This is a genomic window from Nostoc sp. CALU 1950 (assembly GCF_051172895.1).
GTDB classification, from domain to species: domain Bacteria; phylum Cyanobacteriota; class Cyanobacteriia; order Cyanobacteriales; family Nostocaceae; genus Nostoc; species Nostoc edaphicum_A.
On the sequence record NZ_JBDNJQ010000014.1, the window covers coordinates 37,208 to 58,628 of the forward strand.

General features: G+C 41.9%; 15 protein-coding genes. 11 read left to right on the plus strand and 4 right to left on the minus strand.

The features are described 5' to 3' along the window. Positions 1-280: 280 nt before the first annotated feature. Positions 281-3,448 carry a plasmid replication protein, CyRepA1 family gene (locus ABF638_RS06645; protein ID WP_435021295.1) on the plus strand — a complete coding sequence of 1,056 codons (3,168 nt, stop codon included), beginning with the start codon at positions 281-283 and terminating at the stop codon, positions 3,446-3,448. A gap of 151 nt (positions 3,449-3,599) precedes the next feature. Next, positions 3,600-5,417, plus strand: coding sequence for a tetratricopeptide repeat protein (locus ABF638_RS06650; RefSeq protein ID WP_435021297.1), 1,818 nt, complete (start codon positions 3,600-3,602; stop codon positions 5,415-5,417). Between the two features lie 42 nt (positions 5,418-5,459). Here the strand turns inward: ABF638_RS06650 and ABF638_RS06655 are convergent, their stop codons facing one another. Both ABF638_RS06655 and ABF638_RS06660 read right to left on the minus strand, forming a co-directional pair. Beyond that, complete coding sequence (locus ABF638_RS06655; RefSeq protein ID WP_435021299.1) at positions 5,460-5,627, minus strand: hypothetical protein; 168 nt, start codon at positions 5,625-5,627, stop codon at positions 5,460-5,462. A 9-nt stretch (positions 5,628-5,636) separates the two neighbouring features. Continuing rightward, positions 5,637-6,851, minus strand: a complete 1,215-nt coding sequence (locus ABF638_RS06660; protein WP_435021301.1) for an FAD-dependent oxidoreductase — start codon at positions 6,849-6,851, stop codon at positions 5,637-5,639. Positions 6,852-7,483: 632 nt separating this feature from the next. On the opposite strand from ABF638_RS06660, the gene ABF638_RS06665 reads away from it, so the two are divergent. From ABF638_RS06665 to ABF638_RS06695, 7 genes are all read left to right on the plus strand, one after another. Continuing rightward, positions 7,484-8,194, plus strand: coding sequence for a pentapeptide repeat-containing protein (locus ABF638_RS06665; protein ID WP_435021303.1), 711 nt, complete (start codon positions 7,484-7,486; stop codon positions 8,192-8,194). 273 nt (positions 8,195-8,467) lie between these two features. Beyond that, positions 8,468-9,943: a pentapeptide repeat-containing protein gene (locus ABF638_RS06670; RefSeq protein WP_435021305.1), complete on the plus strand. Its 1,476-nt coding sequence runs from the start codon at positions 8,468-8,470 to the stop codon at positions 9,941-9,943. 112 nt (positions 9,944-10,055) lie between these two features. Further along, positions 10,056-11,144, plus strand: coding sequence for a pentapeptide repeat-containing protein (locus ABF638_RS06675; protein WP_435021307.1), 1,089 nt, complete (start codon positions 10,056-10,058; stop codon positions 11,142-11,144). A 304-nt stretch (positions 11,145-11,448) separates the two neighbouring features. Next, complete coding sequence (locus ABF638_RS06680; protein ID WP_435021309.1) at positions 11,449-11,643, plus strand: helix-turn-helix domain-containing protein; 195 nt, start codon at positions 11,449-11,451, stop codon at positions 11,641-11,643. Between the two features lie 50 nt (positions 11,644-11,693). Next, positions 11,694-14,057, plus strand: coding sequence for a PAS domain S-box protein (locus tag ABF638_RS06685; protein ID WP_435021311.1), 2,364 nt, complete (start codon positions 11,694-11,696; stop codon positions 14,055-14,057). Further along, positions 14,054-14,530 (plus strand): response regulator, encoded by a 477-nt coding sequence (locus tag ABF638_RS06690; RefSeq protein ID WP_069068535.1) that lies wholly within the window; start codon positions 14,054-14,056, stop codon positions 14,528-14,530. Before ABF638_RS06685 ends, ABF638_RS06690 begins: the two co-directional genes overlap by 4 nt. Continuing rightward, complete coding sequence (locus ABF638_RS06695; RefSeq protein WP_435021314.1) at positions 14,530-16,560, plus strand: response regulator; 2,031 nt, start codon at positions 14,530-14,532, stop codon at positions 16,558-16,560. Before ABF638_RS06690 ends, ABF638_RS06695 begins: the two co-directional genes overlap by 1 nt. On the opposite strand, the gene ABF638_RS06700 is transcribed toward ABF638_RS06695, so the two are convergent. Continuing rightward, positions 16,550-17,740, minus strand: a complete 1,191-nt coding sequence (locus ABF638_RS06700; RefSeq protein WP_435021316.1) for an RNA-guided endonuclease InsQ/TnpB family protein — start codon at positions 17,738-17,740, stop codon at positions 16,550-16,552. The genes ABF638_RS06695 and ABF638_RS06700 overlap by 11 nt on opposite strands. Before the next feature lie 517 nt (positions 17,741-18,257). On the opposite strand from ABF638_RS06700, the gene ABF638_RS06705 reads away from it, so the two are divergent. Then, complete coding sequence (locus ABF638_RS06705) at positions 18,258-19,484, plus strand: pentapeptide repeat-containing protein (RefSeq protein WP_435021318.1); 1,227 nt, start codon at positions 18,258-18,260, stop codon at positions 19,482-19,484. A 250-nt stretch (positions 19,485-19,734) separates the two neighbouring features. Further along, a complete protein-coding gene (locus ABF638_RS06710) occupies positions 19,735-20,379 on the plus strand; it encodes a hypothetical protein (protein ID WP_435021320.1) in 645 nt (214 codons plus the stop codon). Between the two features lie 29 nt (positions 20,380-20,408). On the opposite strand, the gene ABF638_RS06715 is transcribed toward ABF638_RS06710, so the two are convergent. Continuing rightward, positions 20,409-21,389, minus strand: a complete 981-nt coding sequence (locus ABF638_RS06715) for a CHAD domain-containing protein (protein ID WP_435021322.1) — start codon at positions 21,387-21,389, stop codon at positions 20,409-20,411. Between the last annotated feature and the right edge of the window lie 32 nt (positions 21,390-21,421).

The window sequence follows — 21,421 nt, forward strand, 5'->3', positions numbered from 1 at the left end:
CTTGATGAAGATATTACCTCATAGCGATGTCATGCAGCGATCGCATTCCTGAACGCAGAAATTTACTGATAAATAAAAATTAAAAGCGAACAAATATCACAATACAAAATTATTACTTTGGGGATCTAATAGGCAGAATAACCCACTAGAGCCTTAACCGATGTGCTTCTTGCAACGAAGTAAAAAAAGCATCATAAAAGCCTCGCAATCTCGCGTATTAAAAAAAAGCAGATGCATGTTACTGTTTTAATCTCATTGTCTTCCCTTAGCGTCTTTCCCTATGCATCTGCACTATTTACACCCCCAACACCTTGAAGAATTAGTCAAGAGTAGTGGTATAGACTTACACTTAGTGCATCTCAATTTTAGGTCGCTCCAAGGTGTAACAGCTTATGAGTACCTGTTGATTTCTGAGCTACTCCCCCGCACCAATACCGGAATGGTGAAAGCCGGATGGTTGCAGCGTTACGCTCACGTTACCGAAGGTGGTTGGTGGTGTTCGGGACTAGACCCTTTGAATAATTGGCAAATGATGGAATGGGGATGCTTTAAGCCAAACCAACCCCGACAAAATCACAATGGCAAATCCATCAAGTACGAGCATCCCCCCAGCACGCCAACGCGAGTATTTTGTTTGCGGGTAACGTTGCAAGTGTGGCAGCAAGTCGCTGGGCGTTACAATCTGGTCATGCCCGACAATATCACCATTACTGCTGATGGTGAAGCTAGAGGCTTTTGGCAATGGGTGATGCAACAGAATATTCCCCTTATCATCTGCGAGGGTGTAAAGAAAGCAGCCACCTTGTTGACGCAAGGGTATGTAGCTATTGCCATTCCCGGAATTACCAGTGGTTATCGGGTTGTGAAAGATGAATTTGGCAAAGTTACCCGTCGTCAGCTAATTCCTGATTTAGCAGCATTTACGCTTACAAAGCGCAGCTTTTACATTTGCTTTGATTTTGAAACTCAACCCAAGACAATTGCTGCTGTAAATAATGCCATTTCTCAACTTGGTTGTTTATTCCAGCAAAAAAATTGTCCTGTGAAAGTCATCGAACTTCCAGGAATAGAAAAAGGGGTTGATGAGTTTATTATTGCTAAAGGTGCAAGTAGTTTCGATAAAGTTTATCGTCAAAGTGTTGATTTAGAAATTTATCTTGCTCAAAGCAAACCCCACACCGAGTTAAGCATTCCTGCGGCACTTACTTTCAGCCGTCCTTATATAGGTGAAATACCTTTCCCCACCTCTGGATTAGTAGGAGTAAAATCAGCGAAAGGAACGGGTAAAACTACAGCATTGCAAGGTGTTGTTCAGCAAGCAAAAAGTAGAAATCAACCCGTTTTATTAATTACTCACCGAATTTTATTAGGGCGATTCTTATGTGAAAAAATTGGTATTCAATGGGGAACACATAAAGAAGATGGCGAGAAAAGGATTAATAAAACACTTACTCCTGCTCCTCCCATCCTCCGCTCTCTCTTTCCTCAGCAATCTCTTGGCTTGTGCGTTGATTCGATTTGGAAACTTAACCCGGAAAATTGGCGCGGGGCAATAGTAATTTTAGATGAAGTAGAGCAATCTTTATGGCATCTGTTAAATAGTAATACTTGTAAGCACAAGCGGGTAAAAATATTAAAGTTATTCCAGCAACTTATTGCAACAGTTTTAACTAGCGGGGGGTTAGTAATTGCCCAAGATGCTGATTTATCAGATGTTTCACTTGAATATTTGCAGGGATTGGCAGGAATTAAATTAACACCTTGGGTAGTTCTCAACCAGTGGAAACCTCAGCAAGGTTGGGATGTAACTTTTTATGATTCACCAAACCCAACACCGCTAATTCATCAACTAGAATTGGATTTACTTGCGGGACGTAAATGTTACGTTACTACCGATAGTCGGGCTGGACGTTATAGTTGTGAAACAATTGAACGTTATCTGAAAGAACGGCTACAAAAATTACGGCGACAATTTCCTAAAACTCTGGTAGTTAGTAGTCACACTACAAACACACCTGGTCACGCAGCAGTTGATTTTATTGCAGCGATTAATCAAAAAATATCTGAATATGACGGCGTTTTTGTTACCCCTAGCCTGGGTACAGGAATTAGTATTGATGTCCAACATTTTGATCGAGTTTATGGCATTTTTCAAGGGGTAATTCCTGACTCGGAAGCAAGACAAGCACTAGCAAGAGTTCGGGATGATGTACCGCGTGTTGTCTGGTGCGCTAAACGAGGTATTGGTTTAATTGGTAGTGGTAGTACAAATTATCGCTTGCTATCTGATTGGTATCAGGAAAATCAAAAGGAAAACTTAGCTTTGCTGAGTCCTTTACATAAAATAGATGTGGATTTACCCTTAGTTTATGACCCAATTCATTTGCGAACTTGGGCGAAGTTATCTGCAAGGGTAAATGCTTCTATTCGCCTCTATCGGCAATCAATGCAAGATGGTCTAGTTGCTGATGGGCATCAAATTCAGGTGCGGAGTAATGCGGTTCACAATAATATTATTCGAGATTTACGCCTAGCCTTTTTGGCAACTGACGCCGATGATTTAGCTACTCGCAGAAGATTAATTTTAGAAATTGTCAAGGTTCAAAAAGATTGGGCACAAAGTCGTCAAAAGGCTAAAGAAATTAAACGCAAAATTAAAGAGATTAAGCAGCAAAATCAATTATCGGTAGCATCTGCTGTAGCCAATGCTAAAGATATCGATTATGTAGAATATGAGCAGCTATTAGTTAAGCATTCCCTAACGGATGGAGAACGCAATCAAATCAACAAATATGTTCTTAGACAAAGATATGGTGTAGAAATTACTCCTTGGCTGAAGTTACAGGATGAACAAGGATATTATCGTCAGCTTTTAATTCACTATTATTTAACTCATGAGAGCGAATATTTTCACGTTAGAGACGAGCAAGAATGGCATCAGCAATTATCTTGGGGTGAAGGAAAAGTTTTTCTCCCAGATTTAAAAACTTATACGCTCAAAGTTGAGGCGATGAGAGCTTTAGGAATGCTTCAGTTTCTTGAAGAAAAACGCGAATTATGTGAGAATGATTCAGATTTGATATTGTTGAAAAATATTGCTTTTCAGCATAGTAAGCATATTAAAAGAGCGCTTGGTATTAATTTAGTTGGAGAGAAAGAGCAGGTTTCAGCAATAAAAATACTCAGCCGACTATTAAATTTGTTGGGTTTGAAGCTAAAGCGAGTAAATGAGGTTTATCAAATTGATTTAGAAACGTTAGATGATGGCAGGGAGAAAATATTTGCTGTTTGGCATCAACGAGATGAGTTGATGTTGGCTCATGTTAAGAGTGTTGGTTATGAGTTGCCTGATTATTCTTCAGACTGGAAGTTTGAAATTATGCAACCACAGTCTGAAAAGGCTAACCAGATGGTGTCTATGCCGACTCTTCCGTTATCAAAGATATAGCAAAATTGCACAGTGTAGATGATTGGTCTTTCAAGACGCGATGAATCGCGTCTCTACAATTGGGTTTTGCCTAATTGGAATAATTTTCAAAATATATCGTTAACAATCCTGATGCTTTAGGCTAGAGAATGTCAAAAGCCAAAAAAATTATATGAATGCGGAAGATTTTTTTAACCAAGGATTAAACCAAAATTCGCAAGGGGACTATCAAGCCGCGATCGCAGCTTACACCCAAGCAATCAAGCTAAATCCCGATTATGCCGAAGCTTACCATAATCTAGGGCTGATTTTAAGTGGTCAACTCAAAGATTATCGCAGTGCGATCGCTAACTTCAATCGCGCCATCGAAATCAATCCCAATTTTGCCATCGCCTATTACAACCGGGCTAATGCTCGTTACTTTTTAGCCGATTATCAAGAAGCGATCGCAGATCATAACCAAGCTTTACAAGTAGATCCCAATTTAGCGCAATCTTACCACAGCCGTGGGAATGCCTACTTTGCTTTGGAAAACTACGACCGAGCGATCGCAGATTATATCCAAACTATCGAAATGAGTACCCAGTTAGCTGATAACATCAATATTGATATTGCCAACGCTTATCATAATCGCGGCGTAACTCGTTTTGAACGTGGCGACCATCAAGGAGCGATCGCAGATTTTCAGCAAGTTTTACAATGGCATCCCCATTTTGCCGCAGCTTACAGCAATCGCGGCAATATTCACCATATCTTAGGAAATTATCAGGAAGCGATCGCTGACCACAACCAAGCATTACAATTAGATCCTAACTTGGCGGAAGCTTATCATAACCGAGGTAATGCTCACTACGCCTTAGCAGATTATCAAAGTGCGATCGCAGATTACAACCATGCCCTAGAAATCAATCCCAGTTTTGCCGGAGCGTACTATAATCGGGGCTTGGTGCTTGCTCACCTCAAAAACTATCATGAAGCAATCGAAGACTTTAACCAAGCATTAAAGCTGAATCCTGATGATGTGCAAGCTTATTGTGAGCGTGGTCTGGTTCGTAGTAATCTTGAAGATTACGAAGGTGCGATCGCAGATTATGACCAGGCGTTACAAGAAAATCCCACTCTAGCTTTAGTATACGGCTTTCGCGCTAATGCTCGTCGCCGATTGGGAGACTATCAAGGTGCAATTGAAGATAGCAATCGCCTATTACAACTCAATCCTAATTTAGCAGAAGGATATTGCGATCGCGCAGCGGCTCGTCGTTCTGTAGGAGATCATAAAGGCGCAATTAAAGATTATGATCGAGCATTACAGATTAATGATAATTTAGCCGCAGCTTATTATGGCCGGAGTATTGCCCGTGAAGCGCTGCAAGATTTACAGGGTGCAATTGATGATAATACTCAAGCCATAGAACTTGTTCCTGACTTTTCCCAAGCCTATTGCAATCGGGGAAATGCGCGTCGTCTTTTAGGAGATGAACAAGGAGCGATCGCAGATTATAATCAAGCATTAAAAATTAATCCTGATTTAATTGAAGCATATTACAACCGGGGTTCTACCCACTATGCTTTAGAAGCTTATGAAAGTGCGATCGCAGATTACACCCAAGCATTACAATTTAATCCCCAATCTGCTGCATTTTACAGCGATCGGGCTAATGCTCGCTATGCCCTAGAAGATTATCAACGAGCAATAGAAGATTACAGTCGAGCGATCGCGATCGACCCCAGCTTTGCCGAAGACTGGTACAATCGGGGTCGTAGCCGTTCTCTGTTGGGAGATTTAGAAGGAGCGCTTGCAGACTTAAACCAAGCCTTACAGCGTCAGCCTAATTGGGCTTCAGCTTACATCCTTCGGGCAGATGTCTACCGCAATCTGGGAGACTCTCAAGGAGCAATTGCCGATTTCCAGAAATCCGCAGACTTATATTACCAAGAAGGAAATATCCAATATTATCAACAAATTATTGAGCTAATTGAACAGCTTTGAAGAACGGATTGGGGATTGGGTACTGGGAAAACACTTGTTTCATTAATCTCCCTCATATCCTAATACTGTTCGGTTAACACAAGAGACGCGATGAATCGCCGTCTCTACAATAATCAATCTTTTGTAGAGACGGCGATTTATCGCGTCTTCATAACGATTTATCGCGTCTTTATAATGATTTATCGGATCTTTGCGCTCTACAATTTCCATCAAAAAACCTTAACCAAACCGTATTGCCTCATCTCCCCTAGCCCCCAGTCCTTCCATGAAGCGGCGGTCAATCCAATCTTTGTAATGCCACAATAATTTGTGGGGTGGTAAGGTGATGATACCTCGTGTGGCTATGGCTCGTTCATCTCCTGTACCAATTAAACTCAAATATTCTTTTTGTGGTCTATAAGGTTTAAGCGACTTACCTAATAAAATTCGCTGCAAATTCTCAAACAAAGGCTTACCTTGCCTAACAGCAAATACCCCAGCTTTCGGACGCGGATGATTTACCATTGTGGCAATATCACCAGATGCAAATACCTGCGGGTGCGTTTGAGATTGTAATGTATCTTCTACCAGAATAAAGCCTTGCTCATCAGTTCCTAGTCCAGCGGTTTTTAACCATTCGGGTGCTGAGGCTTGTGTTACCCAAAAAATTTTATTGCACTCTACTTTCAACCCAGATTCACATTTAATTTCAAATACTTCTTTAGTTTCCCTATGGGTTATGGGTGCAATTTTACACACAGTTTCCCCAAGATGTAACTTAATACCCCCTTCAGTTAAAATTTGCTGAAGTTGATGCCGGACTGATTGATGGTAATTGGGCATCAGTTCTTGTCCGCGCTGAAATAAATGAATTTCTAGATTTTGAATAGGTTGTTGAGTTTTATCCAAAATCTGATGTAAGTGCGATCGCATCGCTAGCGCTAATTCTACACCGCCAGCGCCTCCACCGACGATCGCAATGCTAATTGGTTCTTGAGGATTTTTATCTACAGCTTCAATTAGTTCATACCAATGCTCTAATAGCTGCGATACTGGTTTAGCTGCGATCGCATATTCTGCTGCACCTGATACAGATATTGTGGCCGGAGTGCTGCCAATATCAACAGACAGCACATCAAAATCTACCGCAAGCCCGTTCGCACAAAGAACTTTGTTATTTTCCAAGTCTAGGGCAACTACCGTGTCAATATACAACTGTGCCTGAGCAAAGTTCGCCAGGGGTCGCAAGTCAATATGGCATTCGTCATGGGTGTAAAATCCGGCAATGTGTCCTGGTAACATTCCAGAATAGGCTGTCTCTGATGCTGCGGTAATCAACGTTAAGCGAACTCCGGGTAACGGTTTCATTCCGAACATTTTCATGACAATAGCATGGCTATGACCCCCACCAATTAACACCAGGTCTTTAACTATTGGCTGTATTTTTTGCTGCATTTCGATACTCAGATTTAGTTAATCAAGAATTATGAATAAATTGAAGAAGAATTCACGAGTCAAAATCAATGAGTTGAGGATTTAGACTCGCCACTCATTCAAGACTACTCAATCTCAGATTGAGTGGGGGACTTAGACCGGTTTATTTAGATGCGACTCGAAAATACTCGCTAATGCTGCGCTATCCGCCAGTCATACAGAATTTATAATTTAATTCTAGCTCCTGACTCCTGAATTCTTTCTTGTTAAAATCATCATGACAAGGGTTAATTGTCAATGAAGAATAAAGACTAGTGAGTACAATTGATAACTGAGGTCAGTCAGCATAATGTATGTTCATGTCTACTTACTCAACAGTTATATAGCGGTTCTCAATTGCATGGAATACAAACCTAACCCTCATGACCTTCACTGCTAGCATTGGGGAATAAAACTCAAAGTATTTCTCTTAAAAGGAGAGAGGTTAGACTGTAATGCATCCACACTAAAATCGCTATATTCTCTATTTTGCTTGTTGCATTATCATATTCAAATATTGACCATGTATGAAACAATAGCATGGGCTAATAAATTGTTAAAAATACTGTAACCACTTGAAGATTTTCTCAGTAATTATTAATGCTTTTCACGCCATGAAAGATATTTTATCAAAAAATAACATCCATCTAGCAAAAATATTCCTGTGGATACCTGCTTTCCAGGAAAAAGTCAAAAAAACTCAGTATAAGTCACCAAAACAACGCTTAAGAATAGCAAGTGAACAGCTAGGAAATAGCACAATAGAAACCAGCCTAGCTATAATTAATGATTTAGAGTATATTGCCCATAATCATCCACAGTACCACTGGCTAATCATCGACATTCTTACTACTTTTGTACGAAAGAATGCTCCTTATATGCCCCAAAAGGAAGTAACAAGCAATCTATCAACAAAAGTTCGTGTAGATATTCAAGCAGCCCTGACTGTTATCGCCAGAAGAGATGCAAATCAAGACCCAGAAAATGAGCAACTTGATTTGAGCTTTACGGACATGAGAGGAGCAAACTTAAATGGGGCGAATTTAGAACAAACAAATCTCTATCAAGCTAATCTTGCTGGTGCCAATCTTATAAAAGCTAATCTAGCGGGAGCAATACTTAGTGCAGCTAACCTAGAAGGAGCTAACTTATATCTAGCCAATTTAGAAGGAGCAATCCTCAGTGTAGCCAACCTAAAAAGAGCTAACCTAGAAGGAGCTAACCTGCATTGTGCAAGTTTATATCTAGCTAGATTGCATGGGGCAATTCTCAATGATGCCATACTCGATGGGGCAAACCTTAGAGAAAGCCAATTCTCTCAGTAAAATACTAATATCATGCCCGCTTGATTAATTTTCCCGACTTCCTACTCCTTACTCTCCATTTCCTATGTACAGCGTAATTCATAATTCTTGTACCGCAAGCGTTTCATTGATTTGGAATGGGTGGTTTGTTTCTGCCGTAATATAGAAGTATATTCAATGTTATTCCTTAGTTCAATGAGTATCTTGACACCTATTATAATTTTCTGCTAAATGCTATACTATTTTTCCGCAACATCTAAGTAATAATTCTAGGTTGTAAGGAAAATCTTTACCATGTCTTCTAAAAAGACAGATGCTCTGTTGAATTGGTTAATAACTATAACAGTTATATTTGGCTTCTCATTGACTGTAATTTTCTTCGTATTGTCAAGTATTAAAGAATTGTCAATCCAGGAAAAAATTCAGTATAGAAACCAAGCATTAACAACTACTGCAATAGTTTTTCTCGCATCGGCAGCAATGTTTAATACTTACTATGCAGCAAGGCGTGCCCAAGCGATGCAGAAAAATGCGATCGCAGCTGAGAAAAACCTGGACATTGGCATTCAAAATGCAAAAATCAATCAAGACAGATTGATTGCAGAACGCTTTATGGGGGCAATTTCCCAGCTTGGTCATGAAAAGGTCGAAACCCGGACAGGCGCAATTTATGCACTAGAAAGAGTTGCTCAGGATTTTCCCAAAGAACACTGGACAATCATGGAAATACTCACTGCCTTTGTGCGAGAAAATGCACCTATCAAGCACCTAAAAGGGGAGCAACAAAAACCGGAATATCAAGGGGCAGTGTACTCAAGTCGGCGTAGAGGCGGGTCGCGTCCGACACAGCCGTTAGAGCAAAATCTCCATGAAGAATTGCCAAAAATCCGCACCGATATTCAAGCAGCCCTGACTGTTATCGGCAGGCGTAATTTACTCGAAGACCCAAAAGATCAGAAACTTGATTTACGTAGCACCGATATTAGACTAGCAGACCTGCTAAAAGCTAACCTGCAACAAGCTGACCTCCGTGGGGCTGACTTGAGTGGTGCTGACCTCCGTGGGGCTGACTTGAGCGAAGCAGACCTGAGTGGCGCTAAACTCATTAGGTCTATTCTCTATGAAACCAAATTACTAAAATCTAGCTTATGTGGAGCCAACCTTTGTTGGGCTAACCTCAATCGTACCAACCTCTCTGGAGCAAACCTGCGTTCAGCTAACCTCTCTGGAGCAAGTCTGCGTGCAGCAAATTTACAGGGAGCAAACCTTTATAAAGCTAACTTACAACAAGCAACCTTAAAAGTCGCCAATCTCTCTGGAGCAAAGCTGTTTCTAGCTAATTTGCAAGGAGCAAAATTGGGGAAAGCCAACCTGCAAATGACGGGTTTGATTGGAGCCAACCTTTCAGGGGCTAACTTGAATGGAGCCAACCTTTCAGGGGCTAACTTGAATGCAGCCAAACTCCACCAAACAGAAGTTTATTTTGCCAACCTCTCAGAAGCAAGCTTAACGGAAGCTGACCTACATCAAGCCAACCTCATCGGAGCAAACTTATATAGGGCAACCTTTTATCAAGCTAACTTGACTCAAGCTAACTTGATGGGAGCTAACTTTTCAGAAGCTAACCTCAGTGATGTCAAACTGGAAGGGACAATTTTGACAGGGGCTAAAAACTTAGAGTTACAGCAGATTAGAAAAGCACTTGGCGATCGCACTACTCGTCTACCTGATTATATCGAAGCACCGACACATTGGCGGCAGTCTGGTTAAGTTATCACAGCATCATTCGTTATTTGGGCGCATTCTACCAGTTTCACTTAGTGCTATAGTTTTTACCAAAAGTCTCCGTAAATATTTGGGAGATGAGGAAGAAACATAATTTATGTCTGATAACAAAACAGACACACCCAGAAATTCGTTTATAGTTCTAATTTTATTTATTGGATTATTTATTATTTCATCCTTTCTAGTCGCTTACTTTGTCTGGGATATATCCTCGTCAGATGAACGACTAAAAAATGAAACTGAAGCGCTAAAAACTACTGCGACAATTTTCGGTGGAATTGCAGTGTTTATCAATGCTTACTATGCAGCCAAGCGTTGGGAAGCTATGGATAAAAGTGCCGAAGCTGCAAATAAGACTGCTAAGGCTGCGCTCCAAAATGCCCAAGCTGCACAAGACAAGCAAATCACAGAACGCTTTGCGAAGGCGATTGAACAGCTTGGAAATGAAAAGATTGAAACGCGATTGGGGGCAATTTATACTTTAGAACGAATCGCCAAAGATTCTAAAGATGATCACTGGACAATCATGGAAGTCCTCACGGCTTTTGTGCGAGTGAATGCGCCTTTAAAGCCGCAAGAAGAAGTTAAGAAGGGGGAAGTACTAAAACTTCGTACAGCAATTCGAGTAGTTATTACAGTAATTGAACGACGCCATCGTGAGAATGACCCAGAAGATTCAATGATTGATTTAAGTGAGACTGACTTAAGTGAAGTGAATCTTAATAAAGTCAACCTACAAGGAGCAAAGTTCACAGGAGCCAATCTACAACAGGCAAAATTCAAGGAAGCCAACCTGCAAGGGGCAAATCTCTCTGATGCTAACCTGTATCAGGCATACTTCCCTGATGCCAATCTACAAGATGCAGACCTCACAGCAGCCAACTTGGAACGATCACAGTTATGGAGAGCCAACTTGCAACAAGCAGACCTCAAGGTAGCTAACTTAGAAGGTGCATATCTCTGTGGGGCCAACTTGCAAGGGGCAAACTTCTGGGGAGCCAACTTACAAAGCTCAAGCTTCAGTGATGCTAATCTGCAATCCGCAAATTTTGAGACTGCTGATCTTAAAGGCGCATACCTTAAGGAAGCCAAAAACCTAGAACAACACCAGATTGAATCGGCAAAAGGCGATCGCACAACAATCTTACCGGAAAATCTTCAACCACCCGAACATTGGGAAGCTTAAGTTTGACCTTCTGAGGCTCAACGTTGACCTTCTGAGCCTCGACGTTGACCTTCTGAGCCTCGACGTTGACCTTTTGAGCCTCGACGTTGACCTTCTGAGGCTCAACTTTGACCTTCTGAGGCTCAACTTTGACCTTCTGAGGCTCGACGTTGACCTTCTGAACCTCAAACGTGAGTCTTTTAAAAGATCAAGTTGCTTAGAGTGACAGCAAAACCAACTTACTTTAGAAATATTCCCTAAGCAAGAGACAAATAATAAGACAGGTGTCCTATTGTCAATGATCCTGTAAAAATAAAAAAGGGAGATGCCTGTAACAAAGCGGTTGGAAATTTTAAATTTAATTCGGGAGCTTCGGCAGCAACTTAACCTCTCTCAGAAACAGTTTGCTGCTAAAGTAGGAGTTTCCGTTCAAAACAGTCAACCGTTGGGAGGATGGGCATACAGTCCCTTCACGTATAGCGCTAAAACTAATAGAAGAAATGTTACGGAAAATGGGTGAACCCGGCAAAAGTTTGCTAAGTCAATATTTCCCAGAAGCAGATTAGGGTTATGAGTCGTAAGGCAAAGGTATCTAAACCCCAAAACCTCTTTGCTGGCGGTAGAGACAAGGGCACATTCATCCGAGAGCAACTGTTCCACTATGGTGTTGCTTTCCTATCCGTTGCCTTAGCACTGTGGGCAACTCTGGTACTCAATCCATATCTCACTCCAACACCTGCGGTGCTGTTTTTCGCTGCGGTGATGGTAAGTGCCTGCTACGGTGGCTTAGGGCCAGGGTTACTTGCAACCGTTTTATCTACTTTGGCAATCAATTACTTCTTTTTTAAGCCACTTTATCCGCAGAAAATTACCAATCTGAATATTGTAATCCCGCTAGTTGTGTTCATGCTAACAGCAGGGTTAATCAGTTGGCTCAACGAATCACGCCGCACAGCCCAACAGCAAGCTGAGGCAAATCTGAAGTTACTACACGAAAGCCAGGTACGGTTTGGTCGCTTAACAGAGTCCAATGAGGAAGCACTGCGGCAACGAGAAACAGAACTTCGCCTAATTACAGATACGCTACCAGTTCTGATTTCCTTTGTAGATTCAGAACAACGCTACCGCTTCAATAACCTAGCTTATGAAGAGTGGTTTGGGCATCCGGCAGCAGAAGTTTATGGGAAGACACTTTGGGAAGTTTTGGGTGAATCCGCTTATAAAGTGCTTCGTCCTTATGTGGAACAAGTACTAGCAGGAGAGCAGGTCACTTTTGAAAGTCAAATTCCTTATAAAGATGGTGGTACACGCTACATTAATGCTATTTACGTTCCCCAGTTTAATCAACAGGGAACTGTTGAAGGGTATGCAGCGTTGATTACTGACATCAGCGATCGCAAACGGGCAGAAGCAGCTTTGCGCGAAAGTGAAGCCCGTTTTCGCCAAATGGCAGATACCGCCCCCGTACTGATATGGATGTCCGGCACTGACACATTCTGTAACTACTTTAATAAACCCTGGCTAGATTTTACCGGGCGAACTCTAGAGCAAGAAATGGGCAATGGATGGACTGAAGGTGTTCATCCCGATGATTTTCGGCGTTGCTTAGACACATACACCAATGCTTTTCATGCCCGACAAAAATTTACAATGGAATATCGCCTTAGACGTTTTGATGGCGAATACCGTTGGGTTTTTGATACTGGTGTACCTCGATTCGCACCAACAGGGGAGTTTCTCGGCTATATCGGCTCCTGTGTTGATATCCACGATCGCAACTTGGCAGAAAAAGCGCTACGTGACAGTGAGGAGCGATATCGAATTTTAACGGAAGTGTCGCCACAGGCTATTTGGATGGGCAATAGCGATGGTGGTATTACCTATTGCAATCAATACTGGTTAGATTTCAGCGGGTTGACAATGCAGCAGACCACTGGTTATGGCTGGATTTATGTCATTCACCCCGATGACCGCGATCGCGTCTTTAAAACTTCGATGGAGGCTGTTGCTAACGCTACAAACTACGAAGTAGAAATTCGCTTTCGTCGAGTTTCTGATGGTAGCTATCGTTGGCATATTGTCCGGGGTTTGCCATTTCGGGATGTAACCGGACAAATTATCAAGTGGGTGGGCATTGCCAGCGATATTCACGATCGCAAAGTTGCCGAAGCCGCCCTGCAACAACTCAACGAAATGCTAGAGCAACGGATTCAAGAGCGCACTGTCCAACTCGAAGCTGCCAACAAGGAACTCGAATCTTTCTCCTATTCAGTCTCTCACGACTTGCGAGCGCCGCTGCGCCACATTGGCGGATTTATCGAATTGCTTCAGAAGCGGCATACCTCAACAAGCTTAGATCAAACGAGTCAGCGCTATTTGAAAATAATTTCAGAAACGGCAAAACAGGCAGGAATATTGATCGATGAATTGCTGACATTTTCTCGGATGGGGCGCACCGAAATGCGCTACATCAACCTGAATATGGAGGAATTGGTACAAGAAGTAAAACGCGATTTGATCGCAGAAACCCCAGGACGGATCATCCATTGGCACATCGAGTCATTGTCAGAAGTGCAGGGCGACCCCTCCATGCTGCGGCTCGTGCTTCGCAACCTGATAGGCAATGCCGTAAAATATACCCAGACTCGAAACCCAGCAGAAATCACTGTTGGAAGTACTGACAATGAAAACGAAGTTGTCTTTTTTGTACAAGATAACGGCGTTGGTTTTAATATGCAATATGTTCACAAGCTATTCGGAGTATTTCAACGCCTGCATAGCGACCCACAATTTGAAGGAACAGGTGTTGGATTGGCAAACGTGCAACGCATTATTCATCGGCATAATGGTCGAGTTTGGGCAGAGGCCGTAGTTGATAGTGGAGCCACCTTTTATTTCTCGCTGCCTAAATTGTCAAAGAAGGAGAGTGAATGAAAGAACTCAAGCGAATTTTGCTAATTGAGGACAGTGCTAACGATGCAGAATTAATACTAGCGGCCTTGTCAGAAAACCATCTCGCCAACGAAGTAGTGGTGGTACGTGATGGAGAGGAAGCACTGGATTATCTTTATCGCCGGGGGTTGTTTCGGTTGCGAATGGAAGGGTATCCTGTTGTTGTGCTGCTCGATTTGAAATTACCTAAAATCGATGGATTAGAAGTATTGGCACAACTCAAATCTGACCCAGTAATGCGAGTTATTCCAGTTGTGGTACTGACCTCTTCTCGTGAGGAGCCAGACCTAGTTCGTTGCTACGAATTAGGGGTCAATGCTTATGTTGTGAAGCCAGTTGATTATCACGATTTTGTCGATTCTATTAAGGGTGTGGGATTGTTTTGGGCAGTGATTAATCAACCTCCCGTTGGTGCTTTACCTCCAGCGCCTCATTCTCAACAGGAGAGAAACTGATGAATTTCCTGCGTTTCCTCCTTTTGGAAGACAGCCTGTTAGATGCAGAGCTTGCCCAAGCGGTATTAACTGAAGGAGGAATTAATTGCGAACTGATCCGAGTCGAAACCGGTGCTGATTTCGTAGCGGCTGTGGAAACAGAGGCTTTCGATTTAATTCTTGCTGATTATGCCCTGCCATCTTTTGATGGAATTTCTGCCTTGGAAATTGCCCGAAATCGCTGTTCAGAGGTTCCTTTTATCTTTGTTTCTGCTGTGCTGGGTGAAGAATTAGCGATCGAAGCTTTAAAAAACGGTGCAACTGATTATGTGTTGAAGCAACGACTAGGGCGGTTAGTTCCCTCGGTACAACGGGCATTGCGGGAAGCTAAAGAGCGGCGTGAGCGCAAGCAAGTAGAGGAGTCTTTACAGAAGAGTGAAGCCAGGTATCGCCGAATTGTTGATACTTCTTATGAGGGAATCTGGATGATTGATTCTCAAACCCAAACAGAGTATGTGAATCAGCGGTTGTCTCAGATGTTGGGTTATGCGGCAGAAGAAATGCTTGGTCGTTCCATATTTGATTTTATGGATCAGGCTGATGATATGGCAGTCGAAGAGAAATTGGAGTGGCTTAAGGGAGAGGGGAGGGATCTTAAAGAAGGTCGATTGCGCTGCAAGGATGGTTCATACATCTGGACACTGATTTCTGCGAGAGCGATTTTGAATGAACAGAGTGAGTTCTTAGGTGCGATCGCTATGCTAACTGATATCACCGATCGCAAACGCACCGAATCAGAACGCGATCGCCTTTTGCAACTTGAGCAAATAGCCAGGGCGGAAGCAGAGGCCGCTAACCGAATAAAAGATGAGTTTCTAGCGGTGCTTTCCCATGAGTTGCGATCGCCCCTGAATCCGATTCTCGGTTGGGCAAAACTGTTGCAAATGCGAAAATTTGATGAGATATCGCTCCAGAAAGGATTGGAAACTATTGAGCGCAATGCCAAATTACAAGCTCAACTAATTGAAGACTTGCTGGATGTTTCTCGCATCCTCCAAGGCAAACTCAACCTCAATATGATCCCAGTCGATCTGGCATCCACCATTGAAGCCGCAATGGAAACGGTGCGTTTGGCAGCAGAGGCTAAAACTATTCAAATTGAGACAATGCTTGATCCAAGTGTGGGGAAAGTTTTAGGTGATTCAGCCCGCTTACAGCAAGTTTTCTGGAATCTTTTATCAAATGCCGTTAAGTTTACTGGGACTGGGGGAAAAGTAAATGTGCGATTGGAGTGCATCGACGCTCAAGCGCAAATTACTGTGAGCGATACAGGGAAGGGGATTCACCCTGACTTTCTACCTCATGTGTTTGACTATTTCTGTCAGGGTGATAGTACAACAACTAGAAAGTTTGGTGGGTTAGGGTTAGGTTTAGCGATCGCTCGTCACTTGATTGAGATGCATGGTGGAACGATTTGGGTTGAAAGTCTTGGCGAGGATCAGGGAGCGAGCTTCACAGTTAGATTCCCACTGCTCAAGGACAGTGCAACAGTTAAGGATGACACGAATACTGATTCCTCAACTGCCGTTTTTACCTCTTCTCCTCTCATGGGAATACAAGTCCTGATTGTGGATGACAATGCAGACACCCGCGACTTTTTCAGCTTTGTCTTGGAACAGTTTGGCGCGATCGTCATCGCAGTAGCATCGGGATATGAAGCATTACAAGCGCTAACACAATCCAAGCCAGATATCTTACTCAGCGATATTGGGATGCCAGAGATGAACGGCTATATGTTGATGGAACAGGTACGGACTCAAGAAGCAGCAGTAGGGAGAAAACAGATTCCGGCGATCGCTCTGACTGCTTACGCAGGTGAAATCAATCAGCAGAAAGCACTAAAAGCCGGGTTTCAACAGCACATTGTTAAACCTGTAGCCCCAGAGGAATTGCTTGTAGCGATTTCCAATTTAGTCAGATGTGCTGAGAAAAGTGAATTAATTGACACTCCCCGCGATAAATCGACGGGGATTCTTGAATCTAAGACATAACTTGCTCTTGCAGGTTTTCACCAACAAGAGTAGAGGTTTCATCTCCCCAAGCGTTGCCTACGTCTAGCGCAGAGGTTCCGATATGCCCTACCGTACCCAATCCTCGACTAAGGATATTTCTAGCTGCATTTTCATCCCTATCCATCACACATCCGCACCTACAAACGTGGGTTCGAGTAGATAGTGTTTTCTTAACAACTTCCCCGCAGCTAGAGCAAACAGCGCTTGTGTATTGCGGATTAACTGCAACCGTGACACGTTTAAATACTTTACTAAAGTACTCAACCCAGACACGAAACTGATACCAAGATGCGTCATTAATAGATTTGGCTAAACAATGATTTTTCACCATATTTTTAATCCTCAAGTCTTCATAGGCTATCAAGTCGTTAGACTGAACTACGCACCGTGCTAATTTCACAACATGGTCTTTACGTTGCCTACTTATTTTGAGGTGGCGTTTACCTAAAATCTGTCTAGCTTTGCCTCTATTCTTTGAACCTTTTACTTTTCTAGAAATTCGACGTTGTGAACGCTTAAGAACCTTTTCGCCAATACGCAAAAACTTAGGGTTCTCGATCATAATGCCGTCAGAATCAGTGTAGTATTCTTTAAGCCCAACGTCTAAACCGATTGTGTTACCAGTTGGTTTTATGTTTTCAGATCGGTCTACATCAATGCAAAACTGAACATACACACCATCCGCACGCTTTACCAATCTCACCCGTTTAATCTGGTTAATTTGGTAGAAGTGCAAATCACGAGTACCTTTGAGTTTTAACTTTCCAATACCTTTTTTGTCAGTGAAAGTTATTGATTTACGATTATCTGCAAGCTTCCATCCTGATGATTTGTACTCAACAGAGCGACAATCTTTTTGGAACTGGGGATACCCCTTTAAACCTGGAATACCTTTCTTGCAGTTTTCATAAAACCGAGAGATAGAAGACCATGCCCTTTCTGCATGTGCCTGTCTAGCCATTGAATTAAGTTCATTAGCAAAGGGAAAATTAGCTGCAAGTACAGCACAATATTTTTGCAAGTCGTTTTTACCTGTGCCTTTAACGTCCATCCATAGCCGAATACAACTATTACGGATGAACTTTGCAGTCCGAATTGCATCATTTATTGCAACTAGTTGCGCTGACTTTCCATAAGCTTTGAACTCAAAAACTAGCATCTCTTTACCTCCTGTCTTATACTATCACGACTGGTATAAGATATTAGAGGTGTTGAAAATCTTTATTAATCTTGACCGCTGAATAAATTCAGCCATTCGCTTATATCCCCCGCATGAATGACGAGGGCTTTACGCTTCACGACTCGTAATCTGCAATTTTAATCAAATACAGTTCAGATAAGACCAAAAAACTTGTAGAGACGGCGATTTATCGCTTCTCGAAAACCCACAATTTTGTACAATTAGCCCTTAACCCAAGCGGATTGAATTTTAATCATTATAGTTTGGCAGTATAGTTCGACTGCAACAGGAAGTTATCTGTAATTACACCTGATAGCATCCTCAATTCTGAATTAGAGCATTCTTATTTAGCAGGCATTTCATCAATGATTATCACGCAGTGCCTTTAAGAATCGGTTAAGCATATCCGTGTTTGTACTCTATCATAACTCTACAGTTGCTCTTAGAATCAACCTAAATTTATTTCCGTAAGGAGTCAAATATGAAGACTTATGACATGTCTTTAATAAAAACAAATGGACTCACGACTTTGCTGGCATTTATCTCAGTTATATTTATTTTATCATTAACTTTAATTTTTTCATTCTTTGAATATATTCAAGGGTTTTCTACTCAAGAAAAAATCGAATATATCACCCAAGCATTAACAACTCTGGCCATAATCATTGGAGGATTGGCATTAATAATTAATGCTTACTATACTTCCAGACTCTCTCTAGATGAAAATCAGAGTCTATTAACCCAACTCCTGGCTGGGACACTAGCTTGGGATAATAATATCGGCACTAGTATCAATTACACACAACCAACTCACCAAGAAATTGTTCCTGAACGCTTTTCTAAAGCAATTGAACAACTGGGAAATGAAAAGATTGAAACGCGATTTGCGGCAATTTATGCTTTAGAAAGAATTGCCAAAGATTCTCCAAAAGATCATTGGACAATTATGGAAATCCTCGCTGCTTTTATCCGCGAGAATGCCCCGATGAAACATGAATATGATGACGAATTACGGCAATCATCAAAACTACCTACAGATATTCAAACAGCCTTAACTGTTATCGGACGACGCGATTCATATAAAGATCCGGTAAATCAAAAACTGGATTTACGCAATACAGACCTCAGTAATGCAGACTTAACAGAAGCTAACCTCTCTAGAGCAATTCTCGTAGGAGCTAATTTGCAATGGGTCAATTTTACACGAGCCAATCTCTCTGAGGCAGACTTATCAGTAACTTATCTTTGTGGGTCAATCCTCTATGAAGCCAACCTGCAAAAAGCAATCCTCCCAGAAGCCAATCTCCAAGGCGTAGTTCTCAGAAAAGCAAACCTCTCTGAGGCAATTCTTTATGATGCCAACTTGGAAGGGGCAATCCTTTGTGATGCTAATCTGACAAGGGCAGTTCTTTGTGATGCCAACTTAGAAGGAGCAATCCTTTGTGATGCCAATTTGGAAGAAGTCAACTTTGAGGGTAGCAATCTCCAAGACGCAAACCTGATTGGTAGTAATTTGCAAAAGGCAAAACTTGCTGGAGCTAATCTAGACAGTGTATTACTTAGTACAGCTAACCTACAAGAAACTGATCTCCAAGAAGCGAACCTCTGTGGAGCCAACTTAAGCGGCTCAGAAAATCTAGAATCACAGCAGATTGAACAGGCAATTGGCGATCGCACAACAATCCTACCAGAAAATCTGAAAATACCTCAACACTGGCGTTAGGGACTTCCAACTAAAAAAATATCCTATCGAATTTAGGGCAGGGAGCAGGGGGGAGGAATAGTCGTATTGAGTCCATTTTGAAAAAAGAATGCCACAAATAGACCATTTGTAGAGACGCGATTCATCGCGTCTTTACCCAAGGATGTTCTGATTTTACTACCGTTTGCATAAATCAATAACTGCAAACCTATTGATTGAGTGAAGGGATTTAATCCTAAAAAAACTACTCACATCAAAGGGAAAAACGGTCATGAAAATGCAAATGTTGTTGAGCCTCGCCTGTTCTATATCTGTATTGGGTTCCATCATCCTGCCAGCGAACGCTCAACCAGTAATGATTCAGCCAACTCAGCCGACTCAAGCAGTCAATCAAGAGATTAACATTCCTCAAGATACAGCGATTATTGTCTCATTTCCAGCATCCGTTACCGTAGATGTTGGACAAAAAAAGGATTATCCTCTCACACTACCTTTAGCTAGCGCTATTAAAGATAATCAAGGTAATGTTGTAGCGCCAGAAAATACCCCTGTAACTATTACCATCAAACCCATTGATGGAGGCGCTAAAATTATAGCGCAGTCATTGGTTGTCAACGGTCGAATTATCTCAATTAAAGCATCAAGTCAGATCATTCCCGGCACTACCATTACCCACATGCGAGCTAATGATAAAGCCGTCGAGAATGGCTCTGTTTGGGGCAGAATTGGTGGAAGCACCTTGGGCTTTTTTAGCCAAGGTGATCCCGAACAGTTTGACCGGGGAGCTATGCTAGGAAGCGCTGTTGGAATAATTTCAGGCTTGCGTTCCGCCGAAAATACCCGTATTGTACAAATTCCTCAGAGCAGTGTTTATGTTTTGTCTCTAGAGGCTCCTATTCAATTGTCTGTTCGTTAGTCCAATCCTTGCCCAACCAAGAGTAACTTTTAATTTATTACTCCTGAAAGCGGGTGCAATATTGTTAAATGAAAACTATGTCTAGTTTCAGTTTTCAGATACCGTTCTTGCAAAGGTTGCCATTGCTGCCATGACTGGTAACGATTTTCAGTTAACAAACTAACAAGAGTGGGCAATGTCTGAAGTTCTGACTTGAATACATCTGCAAGCCACTCAGTTAAAACCGCACTATCTTGCATCGTACCCAAAATTTCTTGGATACTTTTCACTTCTGTAATATAAGCTGCGTAAGACTCACCATATAAGTCACTAAATAACTCCATCTGGTAGCGTACACGTTTAGCTTCTTTTCGCAAACTATGAAGAACTTCGCCTTCTGTTGCCAATTTTTTTTCGATTTTTTCTGGTTCCCAGTTTTTCTGAATTTTCAGTTCTGAGTCCACAATTTCAGTGCCAACTAGCCAACCCGGATGCAATAAGAAGTTACTCACTTCTGGTAAAAGTAAGTCTGGTAGCACTTGCTGAATAGTAACAGATGCAAAAGGTTGATAACTGGGTTTCTCTAACCACTTATCTAATGCATCTTTTAGAGACTTGTAAGATTCATTCTTTAAGGTTTTCTGTACACTTGATAGTACATCTTCACGTTGTTTAGCCAAAGCTGTGAAGGCTATTTGCAGAGATTCCTGTTCTTTACGGGGTAAGTTTGGTTTGTAATTGTTTTCCAAACTTTCTTTGAGCACATCTAAGTCTCGCAGACTACCAAGACGACGAGCTATTTTACCAATATTTCTATCGCTGACTGGTTTCGACACATCCACCGCTAGTCCAAACCGAGTTACCGCTGTCCGTAAGCGGCGCATTCCCACTCGCATTTGGTGCAGCGCTTCTGGATCTTCATCTTTCTTCACTGATTTTTCCCACTTCAAGGTTTTCTTAAAGTGTTTTTGAATCGCTTGGTAGGCGTAGTCCCCTAGAGTTTTTACCGTGGGTTGTGTGGCTAATTTCATAACTGCTCTTAATGACTACCTCATGAGGTTAT